This is a genomic window from Armatimonadota bacterium, assembly GCA_031459855.1.
GTDB lineage: Bacteria > Sysuimicrobiota > Sysuimicrobiia > Sysuimicrobiales > Humicultoraceae > Fervidifonticultor > Fervidifonticultor primus.
The window spans coordinates 1,609,605-1,631,877 of the sequence record JAVKHP010000001.1 but is presented as its reverse complement, the minus strand read 5'-3'; the positions used below and the strand labels follow the sequence as shown (position 1 = coordinate 1,631,877).

Annotated in this window: 19 protein-coding genes and 1 pseudogene; 8 read left to right on the top strand and 12 right to left on the bottom strand. The window is 72.9% G+C overall.

What is annotated here, in order from left to right:
- The first annotated feature begins 85 nt into the window (after positions 1-85).
- Positions 86-1,234 (top strand): hypothetical protein, encoded by a 1,149-nt coding sequence (locus tag QN157_07430; protein MDR7555423.1) that lies wholly within the window; start codon positions 86-88, stop codon positions 1,232-1,234.
- Between the two features lie 79 nt (positions 1,235-1,313).
- Complete coding sequence (locus QN157_07425) at positions 1,314-3,449, top strand: AAA family ATPase (protein ID MDR7555422.1); 2,136 nt, start codon at positions 1,314-1,316, stop codon at positions 3,447-3,449.
- A 2-nt stretch (positions 3,450-3,451) separates the two neighbouring features.
- Here the strand turns inward: QN157_07425 and QN157_07420 are convergent, their stop codons facing one another.
- From QN157_07420 to QN157_07400, 5 genes are all read right to left on the bottom strand, one after another.
- Positions 3,452-4,630, bottom strand: a complete 1,179-nt coding sequence (locus QN157_07420; GenBank protein MDR7555421.1) for an ATP-binding protein — start codon at positions 4,628-4,630, stop codon at positions 3,452-3,454.
- Between the two features lie 239 nt (positions 4,631-4,869).
- Positions 4,870-5,568 carry a response regulator transcription factor gene (locus QN157_07415; GenBank protein MDR7555420.1) on the bottom strand — a complete coding sequence of 233 codons (699 nt, stop codon included), beginning with the start codon at positions 5,566-5,568 and terminating at the stop codon, positions 4,870-4,872.
- A 2-nt stretch (positions 5,569-5,570) separates the two neighbouring features.
- Positions 5,571-5,972, bottom strand: coding sequence for an SHOCT domain-containing protein (locus QN157_07410; protein ID MDR7555419.1), 402 nt, complete (start codon positions 5,970-5,972; stop codon positions 5,571-5,573).
- 205 nt (positions 5,973-6,177) lie between these two features.
- Positions 6,178-7,260: an AmmeMemoRadiSam system radical SAM enzyme gene (gene amrS / locus QN157_07405; GenBank protein MDR7555418.1), complete on the bottom strand. Its 1,083-nt coding sequence runs from the start codon at positions 7,258-7,260 to the stop codon at positions 6,178-6,180.
- A 178-nt stretch (positions 7,261-7,438) separates the two neighbouring features.
- Positions 7,439-8,689 (bottom strand): family 1 glycosylhydrolase, encoded by a 1,251-nt coding sequence (locus QN157_07400; GenBank protein MDR7555417.1) that lies wholly within the window; start codon positions 8,687-8,689, stop codon positions 7,439-7,441.
- 112 nt (positions 8,690-8,801) lie between these two features.
- On the opposite strand from QN157_07400, the gene QN157_07395 reads away from it, so the two are divergent.
- On the top strand, positions 8,802-9,578 hold the full coding sequence (locus QN157_07395) for a hypothetical protein (GenBank protein MDR7555416.1): 777 nt from the start codon (positions 8,802-8,804) through the stop codon (positions 9,576-9,578).
- A gap of 57 nt (positions 9,579-9,635) precedes the next feature.
- On the opposite strand, the gene QN157_07390 is transcribed toward QN157_07395, so the two are convergent.
- Entirely contained in the window at positions 9,636-10,229 is a 594-nt protein-coding gene (locus QN157_07390) for a nucleoside-diphosphate kinase (protein ID MDR7555415.1), read from the bottom strand.
- A 73-nt stretch (positions 10,230-10,302) separates the two neighbouring features.
- Between QN157_07390 and QN157_07385 the strand changes: the two genes are divergently transcribed.
- A complete protein-coding gene (locus QN157_07385) occupies positions 10,303-11,280 on the top strand; it encodes a DUF3048 domain-containing protein (GenBank protein ID MDR7555414.1) in 978 nt (325 codons plus the stop codon).
- A gap of 118 nt (positions 11,281-11,398) precedes the next feature.
- On the opposite strand, the gene ggt is transcribed toward QN157_07385, so the two are convergent.
- Complete coding sequence (ggt, locus tag QN157_07380) at positions 11,399-13,015, bottom strand: gamma-glutamyltransferase (protein ID MDR7555413.1); 1,617 nt, start codon at positions 13,013-13,015, stop codon at positions 11,399-11,401.
- A gap of 193 nt (positions 13,016-13,208) precedes the next feature.
- On the opposite strand from ggt, the gene QN157_07375 reads away from it, so the two are divergent.
- Positions 13,209-13,562, top strand: coding sequence for a hypothetical protein (locus QN157_07375; protein MDR7555412.1), 354 nt, complete (start codon positions 13,209-13,211; stop codon positions 13,560-13,562).
- A 134-nt stretch (positions 13,563-13,696) separates the two neighbouring features.
- Positions 13,697-14,026, top strand: a pseudogene (locus QN157_07370) (A/G-specific adenine glycosylase).
- Between the two features lie 109 nt (positions 14,027-14,135).
- Here the strand turns inward: QN157_07370 and nth are convergent.
- Together nth and QN157_07360 are read right to left on the bottom strand one after the other, a co-directional pair.
- Complete coding sequence (gene nth / locus QN157_07365; protein ID MDR7555411.1) at positions 14,136-14,996, bottom strand: endonuclease III; 861 nt, start codon at positions 14,994-14,996, stop codon at positions 14,136-14,138.
- A 72-nt stretch (positions 14,997-15,068) separates the two neighbouring features.
- Positions 15,069-15,998, bottom strand: coding sequence for a proline dehydrogenase family protein (locus QN157_07360; GenBank protein MDR7555410.1), 930 nt, complete (start codon positions 15,996-15,998; stop codon positions 15,069-15,071).
- A gap of 331 nt (positions 15,999-16,329) precedes the next feature.
- Between QN157_07360 and QN157_07355 the strand changes: the two genes are divergently transcribed.
- The gene (locus tag QN157_07355; GenBank protein MDR7555409.1) at positions 16,330-17,415 is read left to right on the top strand and encodes a Xaa-Pro peptidase family protein; all 1,086 of its coding nucleotides are present in this window, start codon (positions 16,330-16,332) and stop codon (positions 17,413-17,415) included.
- 120 nt (positions 17,416-17,535) lie between these two features.
- Positions 17,536-17,991: a hypothetical protein gene (locus QN157_07350; GenBank protein MDR7555408.1), complete on the top strand. Its 456-nt coding sequence runs from the start codon at positions 17,536-17,538 to the stop codon at positions 17,989-17,991.
- Positions 17,992-18,146: 155 nt separating this feature from the next.
- Here the strand turns inward: QN157_07350 and menE are convergent, their stop codons facing one another.
- The 3 genes from menE to menB form a co-directional block, all read right to left on the bottom strand.
- Positions 18,147-20,483: an o-succinylbenzoate--CoA ligase gene (gene menE / locus QN157_07345; GenBank protein ID MDR7555407.1), complete on the bottom strand. Its 2,337-nt coding sequence runs from the start codon at positions 20,481-20,483 to the stop codon at positions 18,147-18,149.
- A gap of 90 nt (positions 20,484-20,573) precedes the next feature.
- A complete protein-coding gene (locus QN157_07340; GenBank protein MDR7555406.1) occupies positions 20,574-21,449 on the bottom strand; it encodes a 1,4-dihydroxy-2-naphthoate polyprenyltransferase in 876 nt (291 codons plus the stop codon).
- Positions 21,449-22,267 carry a 1,4-dihydroxy-2-naphthoyl-CoA synthase gene (gene menB, locus QN157_07335; GenBank protein ID MDR7555405.1) on the bottom strand — a complete coding sequence of 273 codons (819 nt, stop codon included), beginning with the start codon at positions 22,265-22,267 and terminating at the stop codon, positions 21,449-21,451. The genes QN157_07340 and menB overlap by 1 nt, the downstream gene beginning before the upstream one ends.
- Positions 22,268-22,273 lie beyond the last annotated feature (6 nt).

Sequence of the window (22,273 nt, the reverse complement as noted above, 5' to 3'; positions counted from 1 at the left end):
GGGGCACAATCCTCTGCGGAAGCGGCGGGCGCGTCAGGCGCCGGACCGACGTGCACCGTCCAGATGTCTTCATCGGAGCGCACGCATGACGCAGAGTCCGTCGCCTTCCGCCTTCGGCGGGCCCCGCTGCGGGCCGGCCCTCTACCACCTGGCCGACGTCCGGCTGGGCGCAGCGTTCCCCTTCCTCGGTGAGGCCGGCGCCGCGCACCGACGCCAGGTCCGCGAGGCCTTCGTGCGCGCCGTGGACGCCGGCATCGACTTGCAGCCGGCAGCCGTCCTCGTCACCGGAAACCTGTTTGGCACGCCGGTCCCCTCGCGGGACCTCCTGCAGTTCGCCCGGGACCAGCTCGCGCGCTTCACCGCCCGGGCCATCCCCGTCCTCATCGCCGCGGGTCCCCTCGACCCCGTGGTCGACCGCACCTACGCCCTGGGCGCCTTCGCCGACCTCGAGCGCGTCACCGTCTTTCCCGCGGCACCTCGGGCCATAGACGTCGCCGACGGCGCCATCACGATCGTGGGGATCTCGTGGGGCGCTGCCCCGGTGTCGGCGGACTTCCTCGCGGCCCTGGCACGCTATCCGCGCCGTCCCTACCTGGTAGGCGCGGCCTGCCTGGAGGTGCCCGAGAGCGACGAAGCGCTGGCCCTGCTGCGGAGGCTGATCGACGCCTCCGGCGCTCACTACCTGGCGTTGGGCAACTCGCCCGTGCGCCGGGAGGTCGGTTCGGACCGTGTGCGCGCGCTCTTCCCGGGGGCCCCGGAGCTGGTCGCGCCCGTCGAAGGGGACGGCGGACCGGTGCTGGTGGAGTTTTGCAACGACCACGCGCACGTGATCCCCGTGCCGGTGGCCCGGCGCCGTTTCCAGCGTCTGACGCTCGACGCCGCAGCGTACGCTCACACCGACGACCTGGTCGCGGCCATCCGGGCGCTGGGCAGCCCGGACCTGGCGGCAGTGGTCCGCCTGACCGGCGCCCTGCGCGCCGACCAGCCGATCGACCTCGACCGCGCGCTGGCCGGCGCCCGCGACGCGTTCCTGGCGCTGGACCTGGAGGACGAGACGACGGTGGCTGCCACAGAGACGGCCGCCACCCGGTTCCCCGAGCTCTCGGCAGCGAGCGCCTTCCTCACGGTAGCGCGCCGCGAGCTGGAGCGTGCGCCCGACCCCGAGGCGCGTCGGATCGCAGCAGCGGCGCTACGGCTGGGCCTGGCGCTGCTGGAAGGACGGCAGGGCCCATGACGACCGTGCAGCCGGCTGCGCGGGGCCGGTACCGGACGGCCTGGACGTCGCAGAAAGAGCTGGAAGGACGGAGGCCCCTGTGAGGATCGTACAGCTGCGCCTGCGGCGGTACCGGCGGTTTGCAGACTACACCGCGACCTTCGCACCCGGTCTCACGGTCGTCCGCGGACCCAACGGCGCGGGCAAGACGACGGTGCTGGAGGCGGTCTTCGCCGGGCTGTTCGGTCACCCGGTGCGTCCCGAGGAGGCCCAGCGGCTGCGGCCGTGGGGCCAGGACCGGCTCGGCGAGATCACCATCGACCTGGAGGTCGACGGCGCGCGCTGGCTGCTGCGCCGCGATCTGGAAGCCGACACGATCCTGCTGCAGCGCGCCGACGGCGCGGAGCGTCTCGAGGCACCCCGCGACGTGCACCGACGCCTGGTGGACTGGATCGGCATCTCCCCCGAGGCCGCCTACCGGGCGGTGGCGTTCGTGGGGCACGCCGGCCTGGCGCGGATCACCGACGACCGTCGGCTGTTGGCCACCCACCTCTCCCGGGTGCTCGCCGGCGCGGGTACTGCGCGGCTGCAGGAGGCGATGCAGTTGGTGGGCGAGCAGCGCAGCCGGCTCACTGCTGCCCTGCACGGGCCGCACGGCGCCGCCGCGCGCGTCGCCGAGTTGCGGGCCCAGCTGGCCGCGCTGCGCCAGCAGGACGAGCGCCTGCGACGCCACCAGCTCGAGCTCGACGATCTGGCGCAGCGCACCGCGGCCACCGAGCGCGAGCTGGCAGCCCAGACGGCGCTGCTGCGCGCACTCCGCCAGACTGTCGAGCTCAAGGAGCGGGAGGAGGCGCTCGCCCGCGAAGCCGCGGACGTGCGCGCGCAGCTGGCCCGCGTCGAGGACCAGCTCCGGCGCCTGGCCGAGTTGGATGCCGCCCTGGCCGCGTTCTCCGCGCATCAGGAGGCGCTGGTCGCCAGCCTGTTCCAGGCGCGGCGGCAGTACCTCCAGGTGCAGCAGCACCTGGCCACGGCCCGCGACCAGGCGGCCCGGGAGGAACGCGTGCTGGAGCGGCTGGCCACGGCGCACCACGCCGTCCGCCAGCTGGGCGCCAGAGGGTGGGCGCTGGTTACGGCGGGGGCGATCGGCGTGGTGGGCGGCGCCGGCATCGTCGCCGCGCTGCAGCACTGGCTGGGTTGGCTCGTGCTGGCTGCCGCCGGCGGCGTCACCGTCACGGGGATGCGCTACCGGGGACGCATCGTCGAGACGGGTACCGACTACCGGCAGCAGGAACAGCGCGTGCTCGACCTTCGCCGACGCGTCGACGTCCTGCAGGGCCAGCTCGCCGAGGCCGAGGCGGCCGTGACGGCGCGCCTGCAGGCCATCGGCAGCGCCAGCCTGGAAGACGTGGAGCAGCGGTTCTCAAGTTACATGGAGCAGCTGCGCGAGCGCGAGGAGCTGCGGGCAGCACTGCGCGCGGTGTGGGGCCCAGACCCAAAGGCAGCGCTCGAGCGGCGCCTGGAGGCGCTGGCGCAGGACCTGGCGGGCATACGCGCCGCGCTGGAGGCGATCCCGGCTCCCGCGCGCGGTGCGGCCGCCTCCCCCGACGACGTCGAGCACCAGGTCCGCCGGCTGGACGCCGATCTCCAGGAGCTGCGCGAGCGTCGCGCGCGCCTGGAGGCCGCCATCGAGGAGGCGCGCGGCCGGGCCGAGGAGGCTGCGAGCCTGGAAGAGGCGATCGCCGTGCTCGAGGCGCGCGCCGCCCGCGACCGACGGGCACTCCAGGTCGCGGCGCTGACGCTGCGCATGCTCGAGGAAGCCCGCGCGCACTCGGTCTACCCCGCCCGGCAGGTGCTGGAGCGCCGCGCGTCGGCCTACCTGGCGACCGCCACGGGCGGCGCCCTCACCCGGGTCGCGATCGACGATCGGACTCTCCGCCCGGTGGTACACGCACAGGACGGCTGGCGCGACCCGGCGGACCTGGGGCAGGGAACGGCCGACCAGCTCTACTTCTGCCTACGCCTGGCCCTGCTGGACGTGATGACGGGCGACCGACGGCCGCCGCTCTTCCTGGACGAGCCGTTCGCGCACCTGGACGAGGCACGCCGCCGGGCGATGCTGCCGCTGCTGGTGGCCGCCGCGAAGGAACGGCAGGTGATCCTGAGCACCGCCTGGCCGCATTACGACGCGGTGGCGGACCGGGTCGTCCTGCTGGAACACGTGCTGGCGCCGGCGTAGGGCTACGAGACGTCCGCGCCGTCCTGCGCGGGGCCGGCGGCGCTTGCATCGCCTGTCACGACGGGCAGCGTGATCGTGAACCGGCTGCCCTGGCCCGGCGCGCTGGTGGCGGTGACCGTGCCGCCATGGGCCTCGGCCAGCGCCCGGACGATCGCCAGCCCCAGGCCACTGCCCCCGGTCGCCCGCGTGCGTGAGGCGTCGAGCCGGACGAACCGCTCGAAAATGCGCTCGAGGTCCTCGGGCGGAATGCCGGGCCCTGTGTCCTGCACCCACAGCTGCACCCGCCCGGGACCCGCGTCGACCCCCACCGTCACCCGGCCGCCGCGTGGCGTGTGTCGCAATGCGTTGTGGAGCAGGTTGTGCAACATCTGCAGGACACGCTCGCGGTCCACCGACACCGGCGACACCGGCCCTGCCACGCGGGAGTCCACGTGGATCTGCTTCTCCTCGGCCGCTGCTGCAACGGCGGCCACCGCCTCCGCCGCCAGCGCCGCCAGGTCGGTCGGCCGACGGTGCAGCGGCAGCTGCCCGGCCTGCGCCAGGGAGAGGTCGCGCAGGTCGTCCACGAGCCGTGACAGCAGACGGACCTGCCCGTGCAGGGCGGCCAGCCGCTCCGGCGACGGCGCCACCACGCCGTCCAGCATCCCCTCCAGGTTGGCCTGCAGCACCGACAAGGGCGTGCGCAGCTCGTGGGCGATGTCGGCGCCCAGCTGTCGCCGACTCTCTTCCAGCCGCTGCAGGTTGGCGGCCATGGCGTTGAAGGCGCGCGCAAGGGCCCCCAGCTCGTCATCGGCGGGTACTGTTACCCGCTGCGCCAGCTGGCCCTGACCGATCTGGCCCGCTGCCTCCGCCATCTGGCGCAGCGGCGCGGTCAGGTAGCGGGTCACGGCGATGCCCAGCAGCACCGCGGCCACCACGCCCACCAGCGCCGCCAGCCACGTCGCCCGCCGCAACGCGGCCAGGAACCGCAGCTCGGGGGCGCCCATCATGCGCCGCATCATCGCCTGCATGCCGGCGTCGCGCGCGTGGGGCATGCCCGCGCCGGGGCCGGCCCGCGGCGGGCCGAACAGGTAGCGCTGGAACTCGGTCCGGGTAGCCCGGCTCGTGATGGCGGCCACGCAGGCCACCGAGAGTACGGCCACCGCCACGAAGGCCAGAATCAACCTGCGCTGCAGGCTCACGCGGCCTCCTCTAACGGCTCCAACGACCACACAGCCTGGGGCGCACCGCACGTGCACGCGGAAGTTCCGCGTCGGGCCGCCTCTAACGGCTCCAACGGCCACACAGCCTGGGGCGGCCGCCACAGGTGAGGCGTCGCCCGGCATCGAGCGCCCGCGGCCGGCGCAGGGCGCTCATTGGTCTTCCACGGACCACCGCTGTGTCGCCGCGCTGGCACCGTGCGCCCGCCATCGGCGTGAGGTCACGGCGGACGCTCGCCAGGGCGATCCGCCAGGCGGTATCCGGCCCCATGCACCGTCAGCAGGTAGCGCGGCCGCCGTGGGTCGGGCTCGAGCTTCTGCCGGATGTTCTTGACGTGGGCGTCGATGGTGCGGTCGTAGCCCTCGAAGGCGTGCCCGTAGACCTGATCGATGAGCTGCAGGCGCGTGAACACCCGGCCGGGAGCGCGCGCCAGCGCCGCCAGCAGCCGGAACTCGGTGGGCGTCAGGGTGATCGTCTCGCCGCCGCGACGCACCTCCATGCGCCCTGTGTCGATCTCCAGGTCGCCGACGGCCAGCACCTCGGCCGGCACCTCGCCGGTCGCGCGCCGCAGCACCGCGCGCACGCGGGCAGCCACTTCGCGGGGGCTGAAGGGCTTGACGACGTAGTCGTCAGCGCCAAGCCCCAGCCCCACCAGCCGGTCGGTCTCCTCGCTGCGCGCCGTCAGCATGATGATGGGCGTGTTCCCCGCAGCCCGGATCTGGCGGGCGACTTCCCAGCCGTCGATCTCGGGGAGCATCAGGTCGAGCACCACCAGATGTGGCCGCTCACGTCGGAACGCCTCGAGAGCCTGCCGACCGTCGCGCGCTTCCACCACGCGGTACCCGTCCTGCTCCAGGTAGCGCCGCAGGATCGCGGTGATCTCCGGCTCGTCGTCGACGACCAGGATGGTGCGCGCCATCGTCAGGACGACGCGATTTCCTTCTTCAAGGCCTCGTACTCCTCGCGGGTGATCTCGCCGCTGGCCAGCCGGCGCTTGAGGATCGCCAGGGGCGTCTCCGTTGTCTGCGACCCGGCGGGGGCCGACGGGACCGCGCCGGTCACGCCGGCACCTTGGGCCGGACGCCGCACGAGCGCCACCACACCCACCACGATGCCGGTCACGATCAGCGCCCAGAACACGAGGCCCAGGAGCGGCATGCCCCATCCGCCGCCCCACCGGCCGCCCCAACCGCCCATCATGCCCGGCCCCATCATGCCCGGGCCCATCCACCCACCCATCATGCCGATCCAGCCAAGCGCAGGCAGCAGGACCAGGACGCCCAGCACGACCAGCAGCACCACCGCTACATCTCGACCTGTCATCGCCCATCCCTCCTGTCCCATGGCGGCGAGGCCATCCCGTAGCAGACCCTCTCCATCCACCATACGGCCAGCGGGTGGACCCAGGGTGAACGCCTCGTGAATCTTTGGTGAACGCCCGAGCCAAGAAGCCCGCACGTTCCAGGAGCCTGGAGGCCCGCAGACCTTCGGTCTGCCGGACGCACCGGTACGGGCCGCAACGTGGCCTTCAGCACCAGATCCCGGGGATCTCCATGCTGCACGCCGGACACCGCCCGCCGGTGGCAGCCAGGCGATTTTGGCGGACCTGGTAGCCCACCCGTTCCACCAGCAGCGTCCGGCACCCGGGACAGAAGGTGTGCTCGTAGGGGCCGACCCGGCCGGGCAGGTTGCCCGCGTAGACGTAGCGCAGGCCCGCGGCCTGCCCGTGGCGGGCCGCGCGCACCAGCGTGGCCGCCTGCGTGGCAGCGTAGTCGGTCATCTTGTAGTCGGGGTGGAACGCCGTGACGTGCCAGGGAATGTCCGGGGAGACCGCCGCGATGAACTCCGCCGCCTCACGCAGCTCCGCGTCGCTGTCGTTCCATCCCGGGACGACCAGGGTCACGACCTCGAGCCAGAAGCCCATGGCGTGCACCATCTTGATGGCCTCCAGGACGCGGTCGAGCACCCCGCCCAGGTACCGGTAGTTCTTCGGGTTCATCGATTTCAGGTCGATCTTGTAGCAGTCGCACCAGGGCCGCAGGAACGTCAGCACCTCGCGGGTCGCGTTCCCGTTGCTGACGAAGCAGGTGCGCAGACCGGCCTCCTTCGCCTTGCGGAAGACGGCCACCGCCCACTCGGCGGTGATCAGCGGCTCGTTGTAGGAGCTACCGACCAGCCGGGCGCCATGGCGCAGCGCCAGGTCCACCAGCAGCTCGGGCGTGACGTCCTGCGGTGGCGCGCCCGCCATGGGGTCCCGCAACGCCTGGGAGGTGACGAAGTTCTGGCAGTAGGGGCAGTGCAGGTCGCAGCCCAACATCCCGAAGGTCAGCGTCTGGGACCCCGGCAGCACGTGGAAGAACGGCTTCTTCTCTGTGGGATCGCACTGGAGCGCGGCGACGTACCCCCACGGCACCCGCAGCGCACCATCGGCATTGAAGCGCACCTGGCAGATGCCGCGGTGTCCGGGGAAGATGACGCACCGGTGCCCGCAGGCCAGGCAGCGCACCTTGCCGGCGGCCAGGCGCTCGTAGAGCACACCTTCCGCCGTCCTGGCGTCGAGCACAGCCGCCAGCGCGGCGGTGGCGGCAGGCGGCGAGGCGGTCGTGCTCATGCTCCCACCACCTGCATTGTAACAGGGCTCGGACGGCCCGGGCCGTGCGGGCGAGACGGCCCGGGCCGTGCGGGCGCAACCGACCGCAACGCGGCGTGGCGTCGGATCCACCGGTAGGGCGAGAGGGCCCGTCCGTACTCGATCGGCGGGACCGGCCGCAACCCGGTGTGGCGCCGGGTCAGGGGAGCGCGTTCGCCCGGGCGATGGCGGCGTAGAGGGCCGCGCTGGGCCGCGCGGTGCGCGCCTGCGTGCGCTCGTCCAGCGCGTACAGCCCGAAGCGCAGGCTCCACCCGTCGTTCCACTCGAAGTTGTCGACGATCGACCAATGGTAGTACCCGCGCACCGGACAGCCCTCGGCGATGGCCTGGGCCAGGCGCCGCAGGTGCTCGACGATGAACCGCGGTCGCAGCCGGTCGGCGGCGTCGGGCAGGCCGTTCTCGGTCACGTAGAGCGGAACGGCGTAGCCGCGGGCACGGCGCAGCACCGCCAGCAACCCGTCGGGGTACATCTCGCCGAACCCCCTGTCCGCCAGGTCCGCCCCCTGGGGAGGCGCGGCGCGTACGAACAGCGTCTGCGGGCGCCGGAGGTCCAGCCGCAGGAGCGTGCGCGTGTAGTAGTTGACTCCCAGGAAGTCCAAAAGGCCGACACCGTCCTGAGCCGGCCGCGGGCGGCCCGAGTCGACCTGCCGGCGCAGCGCATCGAGGTACAGCCAGTTGAACGCGTAGTCCAGGCGTGCGGCCAGCGCCGCCTCGACGCCCCGGGGACGGGCAGGGTCGACCGGTCGCAGGTAGGCCGCCAGGCCGACCTGCGCGGCGGGCCTGGCGGCGTGCACGGTCCGGTAGGCGGCGGCGTGCGCCTGCAGCGAGTGGCGCAGCGCCCGCACGAACGCCGCAGGGTTCCTGCGTCCGGGCGGAAACTGGCCCAGCAGGTAGGCGCTCAGCAGGTAGCCCATAGGCTCGTTGAGGGTGACCCAGCGGTCGACCAGCTCCCCGACCGCCGCCACGACGCGGCCGACGAACGCCGCGAACGCCTCGACGATCCCGCGCCAGGCCCATCCGCCGCGCGCGGCCACCCACTGCGGGAGCGTGAAGTGGTTGAGGGTGACCATGGGCTCGAGCCCGCGGTCGCGCAGGCCACGCAGCATGACCAGGTAGCGGGCCATCGCCGCTTCGTCCCACCGGCCGGGGGAAGGCTCCAGACGGCTCCACTCCACCGACAGGCGCACCGCGTTCAGGTGCAGGCTCGCGATCAGGTCGAAGTCCCGCTCGGCCGCACGCCACCAGTCGCACGCCCGGCCGGACCGGCTGCCGTCGCGAATGCGGCCCCGCTGCTCCCAGACCCACCAGTCGGCGGCGGTGTTGTCGCCCTCGAACTGGTAGGCGCTGGTGGCCACCCCCCACCGGAACCCCGGGGGGAAGGTCGTCGTCACAGGGACGCCTCCTGGGCGCGTGGAATCCGCCCTTGGTCGCTTTCCGGCGGTCCTGGCGTCCCTCCTGCAGCGGGAGGCCCTGCCGCCGGATCTGCGGAGGCGAGCGGAGAGGATGTCGAGCCACTTTCACGCCGTGGGCTTCCCGGTGCGCGAGATGCGCGACTACTGGCGGCTGGGGCAGCGGGCCGTCGCTGCCGGCCAGCGCGTGGGCAGCGCCGATGGCCATGCTCTGTTTCGCTGGGCGCCGGGGGGCGGTCCCGAGATCTGGGCCCTGGCGGACGCGGCCGGCGAGGTGGTCAGCGCCACGCCGTTCTTTGCCACCGACGACGCCTACCGCCTGGCCGTCACTGGTAGCGGCGTCTCCGACGAGCGCGGCCTGGAGGGCTGGGTGGACGGCTGGCTGAACCCCAGCGAGGACGACGAGCCCTTCTCCGGGGCGTTTCCGATGCGGGTGGACGTCGTGAACTACGCCCTGGTGGCGGGGCGGCTACGCGAGGGCGCGGTGGTGGTAGTGCGCCTCATCCTGCTGCTGCACGAGGCGACCCTCTACCCCACCGAGGGTGCCTACGCGACCGTCAGGGAGCGCGAGTACCGGCCACCGCTGCCGTCGGTGTCGTCGAGCGCCCACTTCGACGTGGAGGAGGCCGCGGACGACATGGAGGCCACCGCCCTGGTGGTCGGCCGCGTGGTGGAGGCCCGTGAACTCGTCAACACCGCCACCGATGCCGCCTTCTGGTGGATGCGCCTCGGGGTGGCCCCCGACCTCACCCTCCCTGCGGCCACCGATCGTGAGGTGCTTCCGGTGCCCCCGCGGGTGGGCAACGTGCTGGCGGCCAGCGGATGGGTGCTGGGAGAAGTGCTGCCCGCAGTCGGCCCGTCCATCGGATAATCGGCGCCCGCGCACGTCGTCGCCCCTGCGCATGCCACACCGACGCACCGGCCCGGGCTATCCCAGGATCAGGTCCTCGTCGACGCGGGTGTAGTCGTGGAGCTCGCTGGGCGCAAACCACAGGCCGATCTCGAACGCCGCCTCTTCCAGCGACCCCGAGGCGTGCACGAGGTTGCGCACCGGCCGCTTCTGGAGGTTGGCCACCGTCGGCGAGTCGGCCGAGTAGTCGCCGCGGATCGTGCCCGGCGCTGCCCGATAGGGCAGGGTGTCGCCCACCACCTTGCGCACCACCGAGACCGCGTGCGTCCCCTCGAGCACCATGGCCACCACGGGCCCCGAGGCCACGAACTCGATCAGCCACTGCCGCACGCGGCGGCCGATCTCGAGCGGATCGTCGGTGCCGGCTTCCTGGCGCACGTCGAGGCCCGCCGCCTCGAACGCTTCCCGCGTCTTGCCCCCGATGGTCCGCAGGAACCCCTCGTCGGCGGGGTAGTGCCGCTCCAGCAGGTCGCGCGACGCCCGCAGCATCTTCAGCCCGACGATCCGCAGGCCGATCCGCTCGAATCGCCGCAGCACCTCCCCCACCAGCCCGCGCCGCACGCCGTCGGGCTTGAGGAAGACGAGGGTGCGTTCCGTGCGTGCTGTGATCATGCTCCACCTCCACGTCGCGCCGCTATAATGGTACCCACCGATGCGCTCCCGACAACGCTGGCTTGTGGCCGCGGTGACCCTGGCAGGCGCTGCCATACTGGCCGCCCTGGTCGCCTGGCTGGCCGCCCCGCGCGACGAGATCCGCGTGGCGCTGCGCGAGCCGTCGCTGCCCATGCCGCGGGCCCGCCAGACGTTCTGGCCGGGCGAAGACGGCGCAGCCCCGCTGCTCGTCGTCGTCGAGAACACCCCGGAGGCGCGCCCGCAGGCCGGTCTGGCCGAGGCGTGCCTGGTCTTCGCCATGCCCACCGAGGCGCTCATCACGCGGTTCCTGGCGGCGTTCTGCGACGCGACGCCGTCGGCGGTCGGCCCGATCCGCAGCGTCCGGGCCTTCATGCTCGACCTCGCCGCCGACCTGGGCGCCATCACGGTCCACGCGGGCTACAGCGCCGAGGCCCGGGCGCGCATCACCCGCGAACGCCTCCCGGTCATCAACGAGTTCTGGACCGCCGGTCCGTTCTGGCGCGATCCCGCGCGCCGGGCGCCCCACAACCTGTACGCGCGTCTGGACAGCCTGCAAGAGGTTGCGCGGCAACGCCACCCGCACGTGCAGCCCCGCGGCGTGCCCTACCAGTTCGGCGATGGCCCCCCGGGCGGTGCCGAGGCCCCTGCGGTGGTGCTCGACTACGCCCCGCGGTACGCCGTGACCTACCGCTACGATCCCGCCCGCGCGATCTACTTCCGCGAACAGGACGGGCAGCCCCACCTCGACAGCGACGGGCAGCCCGTGGCGGCCACCGCGATCCTCGTCGCCGTGGTCCGCTGGTGGCAGACGGACGACCGCGGCGGTCCCAGCAGCCACCTCGACCTCGTCGGCGGCGGCCGCCTGGCGGTCGTCACCCGCGGTCGGCTGCACGAAGGCACGTGGAGCCGCCCCGCCGGCGGTCCTCTCCGCCTCGCGCTGGCCGGCGGCGCGCCGGTCAGCGTGCCCCGGGGACCGGTGTGGATCGAGCTGTTCCCCGCGGGTCGTCCGTTCGGGGTCGTCCGCCCGTAATCGGCCGCAGACCGCCGCCGGGGTCCGGCGCCGACCTCTCCCATGCACCGGGTGTCCGTCCGGCTGCCGTGTACGCGGGCCGCCAAAATCCCGGCGCCGGCGCTCCTGCCGCTCGGGGCTACAGGCCGATCGCGCAGCCGTCCACGCGCGGGTCCGAGGCTCCCAGGTAGATGCCGCGTACGCGGTCGGCCACGATCGCCTGCGCGCCGCCACCGCCTTCCATCTCGCCCATCGGCTTGAGCCGGTGGCCGCGGCGCGCGAGTTCGGTCAGCGTCTCGGCCGGATAGCCCTCCTCGATGCGCAGCTCGAACGGCTGCTCCACGGTGGCCGGATCGGTGCCCGGGAAGCTGTGCCACCGGGGCGCCTCGATCGCGGCCTGGAGCTCCATCCCCGCGTCCACCAGGTTCTGGAAGATCTGCAGGTTCCACTGGGGCTGCGCGTCGCCGCCCGGCGTGCCCCAGACCAGCCATGGGGCCCCGTCCCGGGTGGCCAGGTAGGGGCAGAGCGTGTGCATCGTGCGCTTGCCGGGCGCGATGCAGTTGGGGTGACCCGCCTCCAGGGAGAAGCCGCGACCGGCGCGGTTGTTGAGCATGATGCCGGTGCCTTCGACCACCTCGCCGCATCCGAACGATGCCGAGAGGCTCGTGATGTACGCCACCATGTTGCCCTCGACGTCGGCCGTGCAGAAGAACGTGGTGTCGCCGGTCACCTCGGTGAGCCCGCCCGCCGGCACGTCGGCCGCACGGGTCATGTCGAGGTCGCGCCGCCGCCGCGCGGCGTAGTCCTTGCTGAGCAGGACACCCAGCGGGTTCGTCACGAAACGGGGATCTCCCACATAGGCCAGCCGGTCGGCGAACGCGAGCTTCTTGGCCTCCACGCCGCGGTGCACCCAGTCGGCCGAACCCCACGGCACCGGCGGCATCTCTTCGAGGATGTTCAGCATCTCCAGCAGGAGGAACCCCTGGGACGGCGGGGGCGTGGTGTACACCGTGACCCCGCGGTAGGTCGTCGAGACGGGGTCGGTCACCTCGACGTCGTAGCCGGCCAGGTCGTCGGCCGAGAGCAGCCCGCCGTGGGTCTGGCTGTACTCGCCGATCGCGCGGGCGATGGGCCCGTTGTAGAACGCGTCGGCACCGCCATCGGCGATCTGCCGCAACGTCCTGCCCAGGTCGCGCTGGACCAGCACGTCGCCCTCCTGGGGCGGTCGTCCGTCGGGCAGGAAGATCCTGGCCGAGGAGGGATACTGCGCCAGGACCGGCTCGGCCTCGCGGATCCAGTGGGCGACCCGCCGCGCGACGGGCACACCCTCCTCGGCATACCGGATCGCTGGCTCCAGGAGTTTGCCCAACGTGAACCTGCCGCTCCCCCAGCGCTGCAGGCAGACTTCCATGGCCTTCACCGCGCCGGGCACCGAGGGCGAGAGCATCCCCCGCAGCGGCATCTTCGTGTACCCCCGCGTTATGAAGAAGTCGCGCGTCGCGCCGGCCGGAGCAGGGCCGCTGGCGTTCATCGCCCATACCCGGTTCTCGCGGCGGCTGAAGACCACCATGAACGTGTCGCCGCCCACGCCGCTCATCATCGGTTGCGCCACGCCCAGGACCCCCGCCACGGCCACGGCCGCGTCGAAGGCGTTGCCTCCCGCCGCCAGGACCTGCAAGCCCGCGGCCGACGCCAGGGGATGGCCCGACGCGACCATACCGCGGCGGGCGACGACGATCGAACGGCTGTGTGGCATGGCGAGATCACCTCGAGCGTTGTCGTCGATGGCTTCACCTCGGCACCTGGGGTCTCCTGCGGCTGCCGGCGCGCCGGCGGCACGTCCATGGTCTGCCGGGGAACGCCCGGGTAGAGGAACCTGCGTGGTGCAGGAATGCCTTCTTCGGTGTAGTAGTATGCAAACAAGTTACCACGACGAAGGGAGGCCGGCCATGGCAAAGACCTATTGCCAGTGGGTTGGAGTCATCCTGATCGTCCTGGGCATCCTCGGGTTCCTCATCCCCGGTGGCTTCCTCACCCTCACCTTCACCACCACGCACAACCTCGTCCACCTGGTGAGCGGCGTGATCCTGGCCTACCTCGGCTTCACCGACAAGTCGGTGAAGACCGGGGCGCAGGTCTTCGGCGTGATCTACACGCTGGTGGGCCTGCTGGGCTTCGTTAGCGCGGGCACGCTGGCGGCGCTGGGGATCACGACGGGCACCCTCTACAACCTGATCCACCTGGTGCTCGGCGTCGTCGGTCTGTGGGCAGGCTTCGGCCAGAAGGAGATGGCGCAGGCGTAGGACCGCGCCGCCTTCCGTCGCTGCGCCGCCGCCGGACGTTCGTCCGGCGCCTGCTGCGCTGGTACCGGCAGCACAAGCGTGACCTGCCCTGGCGACGTACGCGCGACCCCTACCGCATCCTGGTGTCGGAGATCATGCTCCAGCAGACGCAGGTGTCGCGCGTCGTCCCCAAGTACCGGGAGTTCCTTCGCGCCTACCCGTCGATCCGCGCGCTGGCCGCGGCCTCGGTGGATGAGGTGCGCGAGGCCTGGTACCCGCTGGGCTACAACGTCCGCCCGGTGCGACTGCACGCGATCGCCCGCGAGGTCGTGGCCAGGTTCGACGGGAAGATCCCCGCCGACGAAGACACCCTGCGGGGGCTTGACGGCATCGGGCCGTACACGGCGAGCGCGGTCCTCGCGTTCGCCTACGGGCGTCGCGTGCCGCTGGTGGACGTCAACGTGCGCAGGGTCCTCCAGCGGGTGTTCTACGGGCCGGCGCCGCAGCCCGACGGGTGGCTGTGGCGGCTGGCCGGCGCACTGCTGCCCCGGCAGGCGGCCTACGACTTCAACCAGGCACTCATGGACCTGGGCGCTACGGTCTGCGTCGCCCGGAGACCTCGCTGCCCGACCTGCCCGATGCGGACGATCTGCCGGGCGTATCCCTTCCTTCGCCCCGCCCTGCGCGCCGTCCCCGCAGTGGGCCGGCCTGCATCCAGGGCGGCCGGCCCGCGTACGGCGCCGAGGGGCACAGGCGCCTGAGCGGGCACCCTGCACATCGGGGGGCCCTGGCGCTGCAGATCTCCCTGCCGAAGTAGATCACGCGCAGCGAGAAGTCCGACCACTGGGCGGGGTCGAGCAACGCCATCAGGTCGCGCTCGATCTTTGCGGGGTCGTCGTGCGTCGTGAGGCCCCAGCGCTTGGCGATACGCCGCACATGGGTGTCGACGACCATGCCCGGCTGGCCAAACGCTGCCCCCAGGACGACGTTGGCCGTCTTGCGCCCCACCCCGGGCAGCTGCAGCAGCTCCTCCATCGTGTCGGGCACCCGACCGCCGAAGCGGGCCAGGAGCGCCCGGGCCATCTCCCGGATGGCGCGGGCCTTCTGGCGGTAGAAGCCGGTCGAGCGAATGTACGACTCGAGTTCGGACAGGTCGGCGGCGGCGAAGTCCTCGGCCGTGCGGTAGCGTGCGAACAGCGCGGGCGTGACCTTGTTCACCTGGGCGTCGGTGCACTGCGCCGAGAGGATCGTGGCCACCAGCAGCTGCAGCGGCGTCCGGTGGCGGAGCGGGACCCGGGTGATCGGGTAGCGCCTGGCCAGCTCGGCGGCGATGCGTGCCGCGCGCCGGCGGGCCTGCGCGAGGGTTTCGCCCGTGGGAAACGCCGGGGGCACCCGGGCGGAGACCGGGGACGCCGTCGGGAGGACCAGGGCTTGCGTGGACGACCGGCGGGGCATCGGCCCGGCGCATTCGCCGCACGACGCAGCGGGTCCTGCCGCGCGCCGCAGGCCTTGCCCGGCGTCGTGCGGTCAACGCCGCAGCAGGTTCCGTAGCAGGAAGAGCACGTTGGCAGGGCGCTCGGCCAGGCGGCGCATCAGGTAGGGGTACCAGTCGGTGCCGTACGGTGTCGCCACCAGCACCGTGAAGCCGCGGCGCACCAGGTCGAGCTGCAGCTGGGGGCGCACGCCGTAGAGCATCTGGAACTCGAAGCGGTCGGTGCCGATGTCGTGCGCGCGCGCGAACCGGATCGCATGCTCGATCATGCGCTCGTCGTGGGTCGCCACGGCCGTGTAGCCTGCGCTCGGCAGGGCGAGCTCGATCAGCCGGACGTAGTTGCGGTCCACGTCGGCCTTGCGGGGGAACGCCACGTGCGGCGGCTCCAGGTAGGCGCCCTTGACCAGCCTGAGATTCGGGCGCAACGGCAGCAGCGCCCGCAGGTCGGCCTCGGCGCGGTAAAGGTAGGCCTGCAGCACCACCCCCACGTTGTCGAAGCCCGCAGCGCGCAGGCGCCGGTAGATGTCCAGGGTCGGCTCGACCCACCTCGACTCCTCCATGTCGATGCGCACGAAGTTGCCGAGCTCGGCCGCCCGTGCCACCAGCCGCGCCAGCGTCTCGTACGCCAGGTCCTCGGCGATCGCCAGGCCCAGCTGGGTGAGCTTCACCGAGAGGTTCGTGCGCAGGCCCTCCTGTCGTATCCGGTCGAGCACGCGCAGGTACTCTGTGGCCACCTGGCGGACCGTGCCCTCGTCCCGCACCGCCTCGCCCAGCAGCGTCGTGTTGGTCTTGAAGCCCTGCTGCTGGAGCCGGTGCAACACCGCCACGCACTCCTCCAGCGTCTCGCCCGCCACGAACCGCCTGGCGCCCAGGCGCATCCCGTACCGGCGCATCCACCGGGCGAGCCGCGGGCTGTGCGATGCCGCCAGGATCGACCGCCGCAGGACGAGGCTGACCGTGTCCACGTCTCCTCCAGCGCGCCACTCCCGCCCCATCGTACCGGGACGATCGGAGTCTCGCCAGAGGGCGCCAGGCGCGCCCTCCGCGCCCGGGAGACAGCGGTCGGCAGTGGACTTGGCGGCCTGCCCCGCACCGGCTGCCGGGTCCAGGGCACACCGCACGGTGCCCGGGAGACGGCGGTCGGCAGGCTCACCTGCAGCCCCGTGCGCGGGCACCGGGCACCTGCGCCTCGCCGTCCGGGCACGGATCGCGCTCCACGGGCCGCAGGAAGAGACCGCGGGCCGGCGCGAAACACCGGAGGGACCGTCGATCGCCGGCGCAGGAGGCAAGCGTTCGATGAAGCACCCGGATCGGATCGCGCGCGTGCGGGCGCAGATGCAGCAGGCGGGCGTGGACGTGCTGGCCCTGCCCCCGTCGGACGACCTGTTCTACGCGTTGGGCTACTCGCCGCACCCCGACGAGCGGCCCTGCTACCTGTTCCTCACCCAGTCCGACGCGCTCTTCGTCGTGCCCGAACTGAACGCCGGGCAGGCGCGCGCGCACGTCGACGTCCCCCTGCTGGTCTACACCGACGCGGAGGGCCCGGACAACGCCCTGCGCCAGGCCGCCGACCGGCTCGGTCCCGTGGAGCGGCTGTGCGTGAGCGACGTGATGCGGGCCGACTTCCTGCTGCTGCTGCAGGCGCGCTGGCCGGGCGCCACCATCGTGTCGGGTGCCGAGGTGATGGCGCCGGTGCGCATGATCAAGAGCCCCGACGAGATCGAGGCCATGCGGCGCTCGGCGGCGACGGCCGACGTCGCCGTGGACGCCGCGTTCGCTGCGTGCCGCCCGGGCGTTACCGAAGTCGCCGTGGCCGCTGCGGTGCGGCACGCGTTCGGTGCCCAGGGCGTGCCCGAGGTCCTGTTCGCCACCGTCGCCGGAGGGCCGCACTCCGCCTTCCCGCACCACGCCGTCACCGAGCGACCGCTGCAGGCCGGCGAGCCGGTGCTGGTGGATCTGGGCGGTCGGCTGGGCGGGTACGCCTCCGACATCACCCGCATGGCCTACCTGGGCGAGCCGCCGCCGCGCTACCGTGAGATCCACGCCGTGGTGGAGCAGGCGGTGCGCGCAGCGCTGGACGTCATTCGCCCCGGCGTGCCCCTCGCCGAGGTCGATCGGGCGGCCCGCGGCGTGATCGAGGCCGCGGGCTATGGCAAGCACTTCACGCACCGAACCGGCCACGGGATCGGCATCACCGGCCACGAGCCGCCGTCCGTGACGCACACGAACCAGATGCCCGTGCAGGCTGGCATGGTCTTCAGCGTCGAGCCGGGGATCTACCTGGAGGGCGAGTTCGGCGTACGCCTGGAGGAGATCGTCGTGGTGACCCCATCCGGTCCCGAACGCCTCAGCCGGCTGCCACGGGAGGTGCGGGTTCTGTAGCCGAGCGTGAGGGCACACCCCACGGGCGGGCACGGCGACGGAGGCGGGTATGCCTGCCGTCCGACCACTCGCTGCACGTCGAGCCCCCACGGGCACGCGGGCACAGAGGCGGCGGGACACATGATGCGCACGGACCGGACCACCTGGCGGCATGCGCTGGTACCTGCGGGGCTGAGCGCGTGCGTTGCCCTGGTGGTGCTAGGCTTTCGAACGGACGTCGTGCCCGGTCTCGTCTGCGCGCGCCCCTCGTCGTACGAGGCCGAGCGCGCGGTGATGGGCTACGTGGCGCAGCTGACCCGCAGCTGGGCCCGACAACCCTGGCAGGAGTTCGCGCACGTCGCCACCTCGGCCCATGCCCGGACGCTGGAGCATCCCGCGGAGCCGGCGCGCGCCATCTTCTCGCCCTACCTCCAGCAGGCGCGGTTCGAACGCGTCGCGTCCTACTGCCGCGGCGCATCGGTCGAAATGACCGTCTGGACGGGGTACAAACCGACGCTCATCGTGCCGCGACGCGTCACGCTGCGCCTGGCACGCGAGCACGGACGGCTGAAGGTGGCCGCGGTGATGGGACACTGAGCGCCAGACGGTCGCAAGGCCACCGAAGCTCCGCAGCTCCACATCGGCCGGCCCCGGCGCCTGGTGACACGAACCCTCTCCCCGCCTGCAGTGGGCCCCGCCGGCCGAACGACGTGTGGCCGCGTGCCGCCTGGCAGACCACGTACCCGGGCGCGTCAGGCCTTGGTCGCAACGTGGAGGACGGCGATCCCCCGGGTCAGTCGTCGGAAGCGCACGTCGGCAAACCCCGCCTCGCGGAGCAGGTCGCTCAACCGCTCCGGATCGGGCCACTGCCGGATGGAGTCGTGGAGGTACCGGTAGGCGTCGGGCCGCCCCGAGAGCCAGCCGCCAAGCCGCGGGATGACCGTTCTGGAGAAGAGGTCGTAGAGCGCGCGAAACCAGGCCGGTTGGGGCTGTCCGAACTCCAGGACCACCACCCGGCCGCCCGGGCGCAGCACCCGGTGCATCTCGCGCAGGGCCTGCGCGGGGCGGGCCACGTTGCGCAGGCCGAAGGCGATGGTGGCGGCATCGACCACCCCGTCGCGCAGCGGCAGGGCCTCGGCGTCGGCCAGCACGACCGCCGCGCCCGTGGCCCGCCGGCGCGTCAGGCGCGCGCGGGCCGCGGCCACCATTGCGGGCGCGAAGTCCACGCCCACGACCCGGCCGCCGGGGCCGCTGACCCTGGCGAGCCCGACCAGCAGATCTCCGGTCCCGCAGCACACGTCGACCGCGCGGCCACCCCGCTGCAGACCTGCGGCCCGCACCGCCGCGCGCTTCCACAGCAGGTGCGCCCCACCGCTCAGCAGGTGGTTGAGGAGGTCGTAGCGGCCCGCGATCGCGTGGAAGGCGTCCCGCACCCAGGCGCGGCGGGTCGCAGGCGGTGCCGCCAGATCGGGCGCACCGGTCCGCCCGGACGACGCCACACCGTGGGCGCGGCCGCTTGCCACCTCCTGTGCCCGACAAACGTCGGTGTCTGCGCGCCCCGCGCGGAGGCCACGGCCGCCTACGCTGCTTGCAACGCCTGCCCCAACCGCAGGCACAGAGGTCGCGAGTACCTGCGCTGGCAGCGCGCGCCGCACCAGCTTCCCTCCGGTCGAGCGCGGCAGATCGTCCACCACCCAGATGCGACGGGGCACCTTGAAGCGGGCGAGCCGCGCGGCACAGAACGCCTGCAACGCCGCCACGTCCACCTGCGCGCCGGGGCGCGCGACCACTGCCGCCGCCACGACCTGGCCCCATTCGGGGTCGGGCACCCCGAACACGCCCGCATCGGCCACGGCCGGATGGGCCCGCAGCACCGCCTCCACCTCCGACGGATAGACGTTCTCGCCGCCGGTGACGATCAGGTCGTCACGGCGGTCCACCACGACCAGGTCGCCGTCCGCGTCGAGGTAGCCGAGGTCGCCGGTGTGGAGCCAGCCGTCGCGCAGGGCGTGCGCGGTCTCCTCGGGCCGGTTCCAGTACCCCACCATGACGGTCGGACCGCGCACGAGGATCTCGCCGACTGCGCCCGGTGGCGCGTCGATGCGCACCTCCACCGGGAAGAGCGGCCGGCCGGCGGCCCGGCGCTTGCGCGCGAACTCGTCGGGCGGCAGGGTGGCCACCTGCGAGGCGGCTTCGGTGAGCCCGTAGGTGGGCGCCACCGGCACGCCCAGCGCCGCACAGCGCTCGAGCAGGGCATCTGCGGCCGGGCCGCCGCCGAGCAGCACGCACCGCAGCGAGGGCGGAAACGGCCGGTGGGCCCGGGCGTCGAGCATCCGCTGCAACATGGTGGCCACCACGGAGACCATCGTGACCCCCCCGGCGTCGATGGCCCGGTTCGCAGCGTCGGCGTCGAACCCCTCGTGCACGACCAGCGGAATGCCGTACAGCACGCACCGCCACAGCAGCGCCAGGCCGCCCACGTGGTAGAAGGGCAGGACCGCCAGCCAGGCGTCGTCGCGCCGCACGCCCAGGTGCAGCGCCGATCCCGCCGCGTTCCACCAGTGGTTGCCGAACGTGAGTTGCGCGCCCTTGGGGCGACTGGTCGTGGCCGAGGTGTAGACGATCCCCTGCACCTGCGACAGGTCGATGCGCTCTTGCAGCCGGGCATCGGCCTCTGGCTCCCGTGCCACGGCTTCGACCAGCAGCAGGCGCGAAGCCCCAGGCGTGACCGTGCCGTCACCAACCGCCTGCCGGGCCTGGGCGGCCAGGCGCTCTTCGCTGAGCAGCCACCGTGCGCCGCTGTCCGCCAGTTGCCAGGCGAGTTCGGGCGTGGCGAGGCGCGTGTTGAGGGGCACCATCACCGCGCCCAGGCGTGCGAGCGCAAAGGCGGTCTCGGCGTAGGCCGGGCCGTTGCGGAGCAACACCGCGACGTGGTCCCCCGCCGCGACTCCCAGGCCAGCCAGCCGCCGGGCAAGGCCAGCGGCGCGCCGATCGAGGTCGGCGAACGTGAGGTGCTCGTCGCCGGCCACCAGGGCCAGCCGCCCGCCTGCGACGCGCGCGCGGTAGGCCAGCCAGTCGGGCGTCAGCATGCCGCGTCCCTGGCTCCTCTCATACCCGGCCGGTACGCACCGCCCGGCGCGCTCGTGCCGGCTCCGGCTTGCGCGACGACAAAGTCCTCCTCACACCAGGCTGGCGCCGAGCAACGCGCCGTAGACGAGGTGGAGCCGGGCGGTGCGCTTCAGCACCGCCACGAGTGCCGGCGGGTCGCGGTGCCACCACGCCGCATGTCCGAGGGCCAGGAACTCGGGCAGCGCGAGCCACGGCAGCCAGAACCGCCGGCTGGCCCAGCCGGCCTGCCACAGCGCCAGGGGCGCGACGACCGCCGCGAGCAACAGCGCCTGGTAGAGCAGGCGCGTGCGCACCGGGCCCAGGCGCACGGCCAGCGTGCGCTTGCCGGCCGCCGCATCGGTGGCGAGGTCGCGCAGGTTGTTGGCCACGAGGATCGCCGCGCACAGCAGGCCCACGGGCACCGAGGCGGCCAGCGCCACCCCGCTGAGGCGCCCCAGCTGCACGAAGGCCGTGCCGGTCACGGCCACGATCCCGAAGAACACGAAGACGAACACCTCGCCCAGGCCGTGGTAGCCAAGCGGCCAGGGCCCGGCCGTGTACGCCATCCCCGCGAGGATCGACAGCGCCCCGGCCACGAACACCGGCCAGCCCCACTGCCACACGAAGACCAGCCCGACGGCCCCGGCCACGCCAAAGCATGCATAGGCGCCGGTGAGCACGGCGCGCACCGGCAGCCAGCCAGCCTGGGTGACGCGAGGGGGTCCCTGGCGCGTGGCGGTATCGGCGCCCCGCAGGAAGTCGGCGGCGTCGTTGTGGAGGTTCGTGCCGATCTGGATCGCGAGCGCCACGATCAGCGCGCCAAGCGCCGCCAGGGGCGCAAACCCGCCCTCGGCCGCGGCCGCACCGCTACCCACCAGCACCGGTGCCACGGCCGCCGACAGGGTGGGGATGCGGGCCGCCACCACCCAGGCCCGCCAGCGAGGCATCACGGGTAGCGCGGGAACTTCGAGAAGTCGGGCCGGCGCTTCTGGAGGAACGCGTCGCGACCCTCCTTCGCCTCGGCCGTCAGGTAGTAGAGGAGCGTGGCGTCGCCGCCGAGCTGCTGGATCCCGGCCAGCCCGTCGGTATCGGCGTTGAACGCCGCCTTGAGGAGGCGGATGGCCAGCGGGCTCTTCTCGAGGATCTCGCGCGCCCACTGGATGCCTTCCTCCTCGAGGCGCTCCAGGGGCACCACGGCGTTCACCAGGCCCATCTCGAGGGCCTGCTGGGCGGTGTACTGCCGGCACAGGTACCAGATCTCGCGGGCCTTCTTGTGGCCGACGATGCGGGCCAGGTACGTGGACCCGTACCCGGCGTCGAAGGAACCCACCCGTGGTCCGGTCTGGCCGAAGATGGCGTTGTCGGCGGCGATGGTCAGGTCGCAGACCGTGGCGAGCACGTTGCCGCCGCCGATGGCGTACCCTGCCACCAGGGCGATCACGGGCTTGGGGAGCACGCGGATCAGCCGCTGGAGGTCGAGCACGTTGAGGCGGGGGATCCCGCGTTCGTCGAGGTAGCCCGCATCGCCGCGCACCCGCTGGTCACCACCCGAGCAGAACGCCTCGGTGCCTGCGCCGGTGAACAGGATCACGCCCACCGCGGGGTCCTCGCGCGCGCGCGAGAAGGCGTCGATGAGCTCCACGATCGTCTGGGGGCGGAAGGCGTTGCGGACCTCTGGCCGGTTGATGGTGATCTTCGCCATCCCTTCGGCCTGCTCGTACAGGATGTCGGTGTACTCGCGCACCTTCTGCCACGCTACGGGCATCCTCCC

Bases quoted from the DNA above. Each gene is read 5' to 3' on its own strand.
- QN157_07430 (MDR7555423.1), top strand. From the start codon at position 86: ATGACGCAGAGTCCGTCGCCTTCCGCCTTCGGCGGGCCCCGCTGCGGG.
- QN157_07415 (MDR7555420.1), bottom strand. From the start codon at position 5,568: ATGGCGCGCACCATCCTGGTCGTCGACGACGAGCCGGAGATCACCGCG.
- QN157_07410 (MDR7555419.1), bottom strand. From the start codon at position 5,972: ATGACAGGTCGAGATGTAGCGGTGGTGCTGCTGGTCGTGCTGGGCGTC.
- amrS (MDR7555418.1), bottom strand. From the start codon at position 7,260: ATGAGCACGACCGCCTCGCCGCCTGCCGCCACCGCCGCGCTGGCGGCT.
- QN157_07395 (MDR7555416.1), top strand. From the start codon at position 8,802: ATGTCGAGCCACTTTCACGCCGTGGGCTTCCCGGTGCGCGAGATGCGC.
- QN157_07390 (MDR7555415.1), bottom strand. From the start codon at position 10,229: ATGATCACAGCACGCACGGAACGCACCCTCGTCTTCCTCAAGCCCGAC.
- ggt (MDR7555413.1), bottom strand. From the start codon at position 13,015: ATGCCACACAGCCGTTCGATCGTCGTCGCCCGCCGCGGTATGGTCGCG.
- QN157_07375 (MDR7555412.1), top strand. From the start codon at position 13,209: ATGGCAAAGACCTATTGCCAGTGGGTTGGAGTCATCCTGATCGTCCTG.
- nth (MDR7555411.1), bottom strand. From the start codon at position 14,996: ATGCCCCGCCGGTCGTCCACGCAAGCCCTGGTCCTCCCGACGGCGTCC.
- QN157_07355 (MDR7555409.1), top strand. From the start codon at position 16,330: ATGAAGCACCCGGATCGGATCGCGCGCGTGCGGGCGCAGATGCAGCAG.
- QN157_07350 (MDR7555408.1), top strand. From the start codon at position 17,536: ATGATGCGCACGGACCGGACCACCTGGCGGCATGCGCTGGTACCTGCG.
- menE (MDR7555407.1), bottom strand. From the start codon at position 20,483: ATGCTGACGCCCGACTGGCTGGCCTACCGCGCGCGCGTCGCAGGCGGG.
- QN157_07340 (MDR7555406.1), bottom strand. From the start codon at position 21,449: ATGCCTCGCTGGCGGGCCTGGGTGGTGGCGGCCCGCATCCCCACCCTG.
- menB (MDR7555405.1), bottom strand. From the start codon at position 22,267: ATGCCCGTAGCGTGGCAGAAGGTGCGCGAGTACACCGACATCCTGTAC.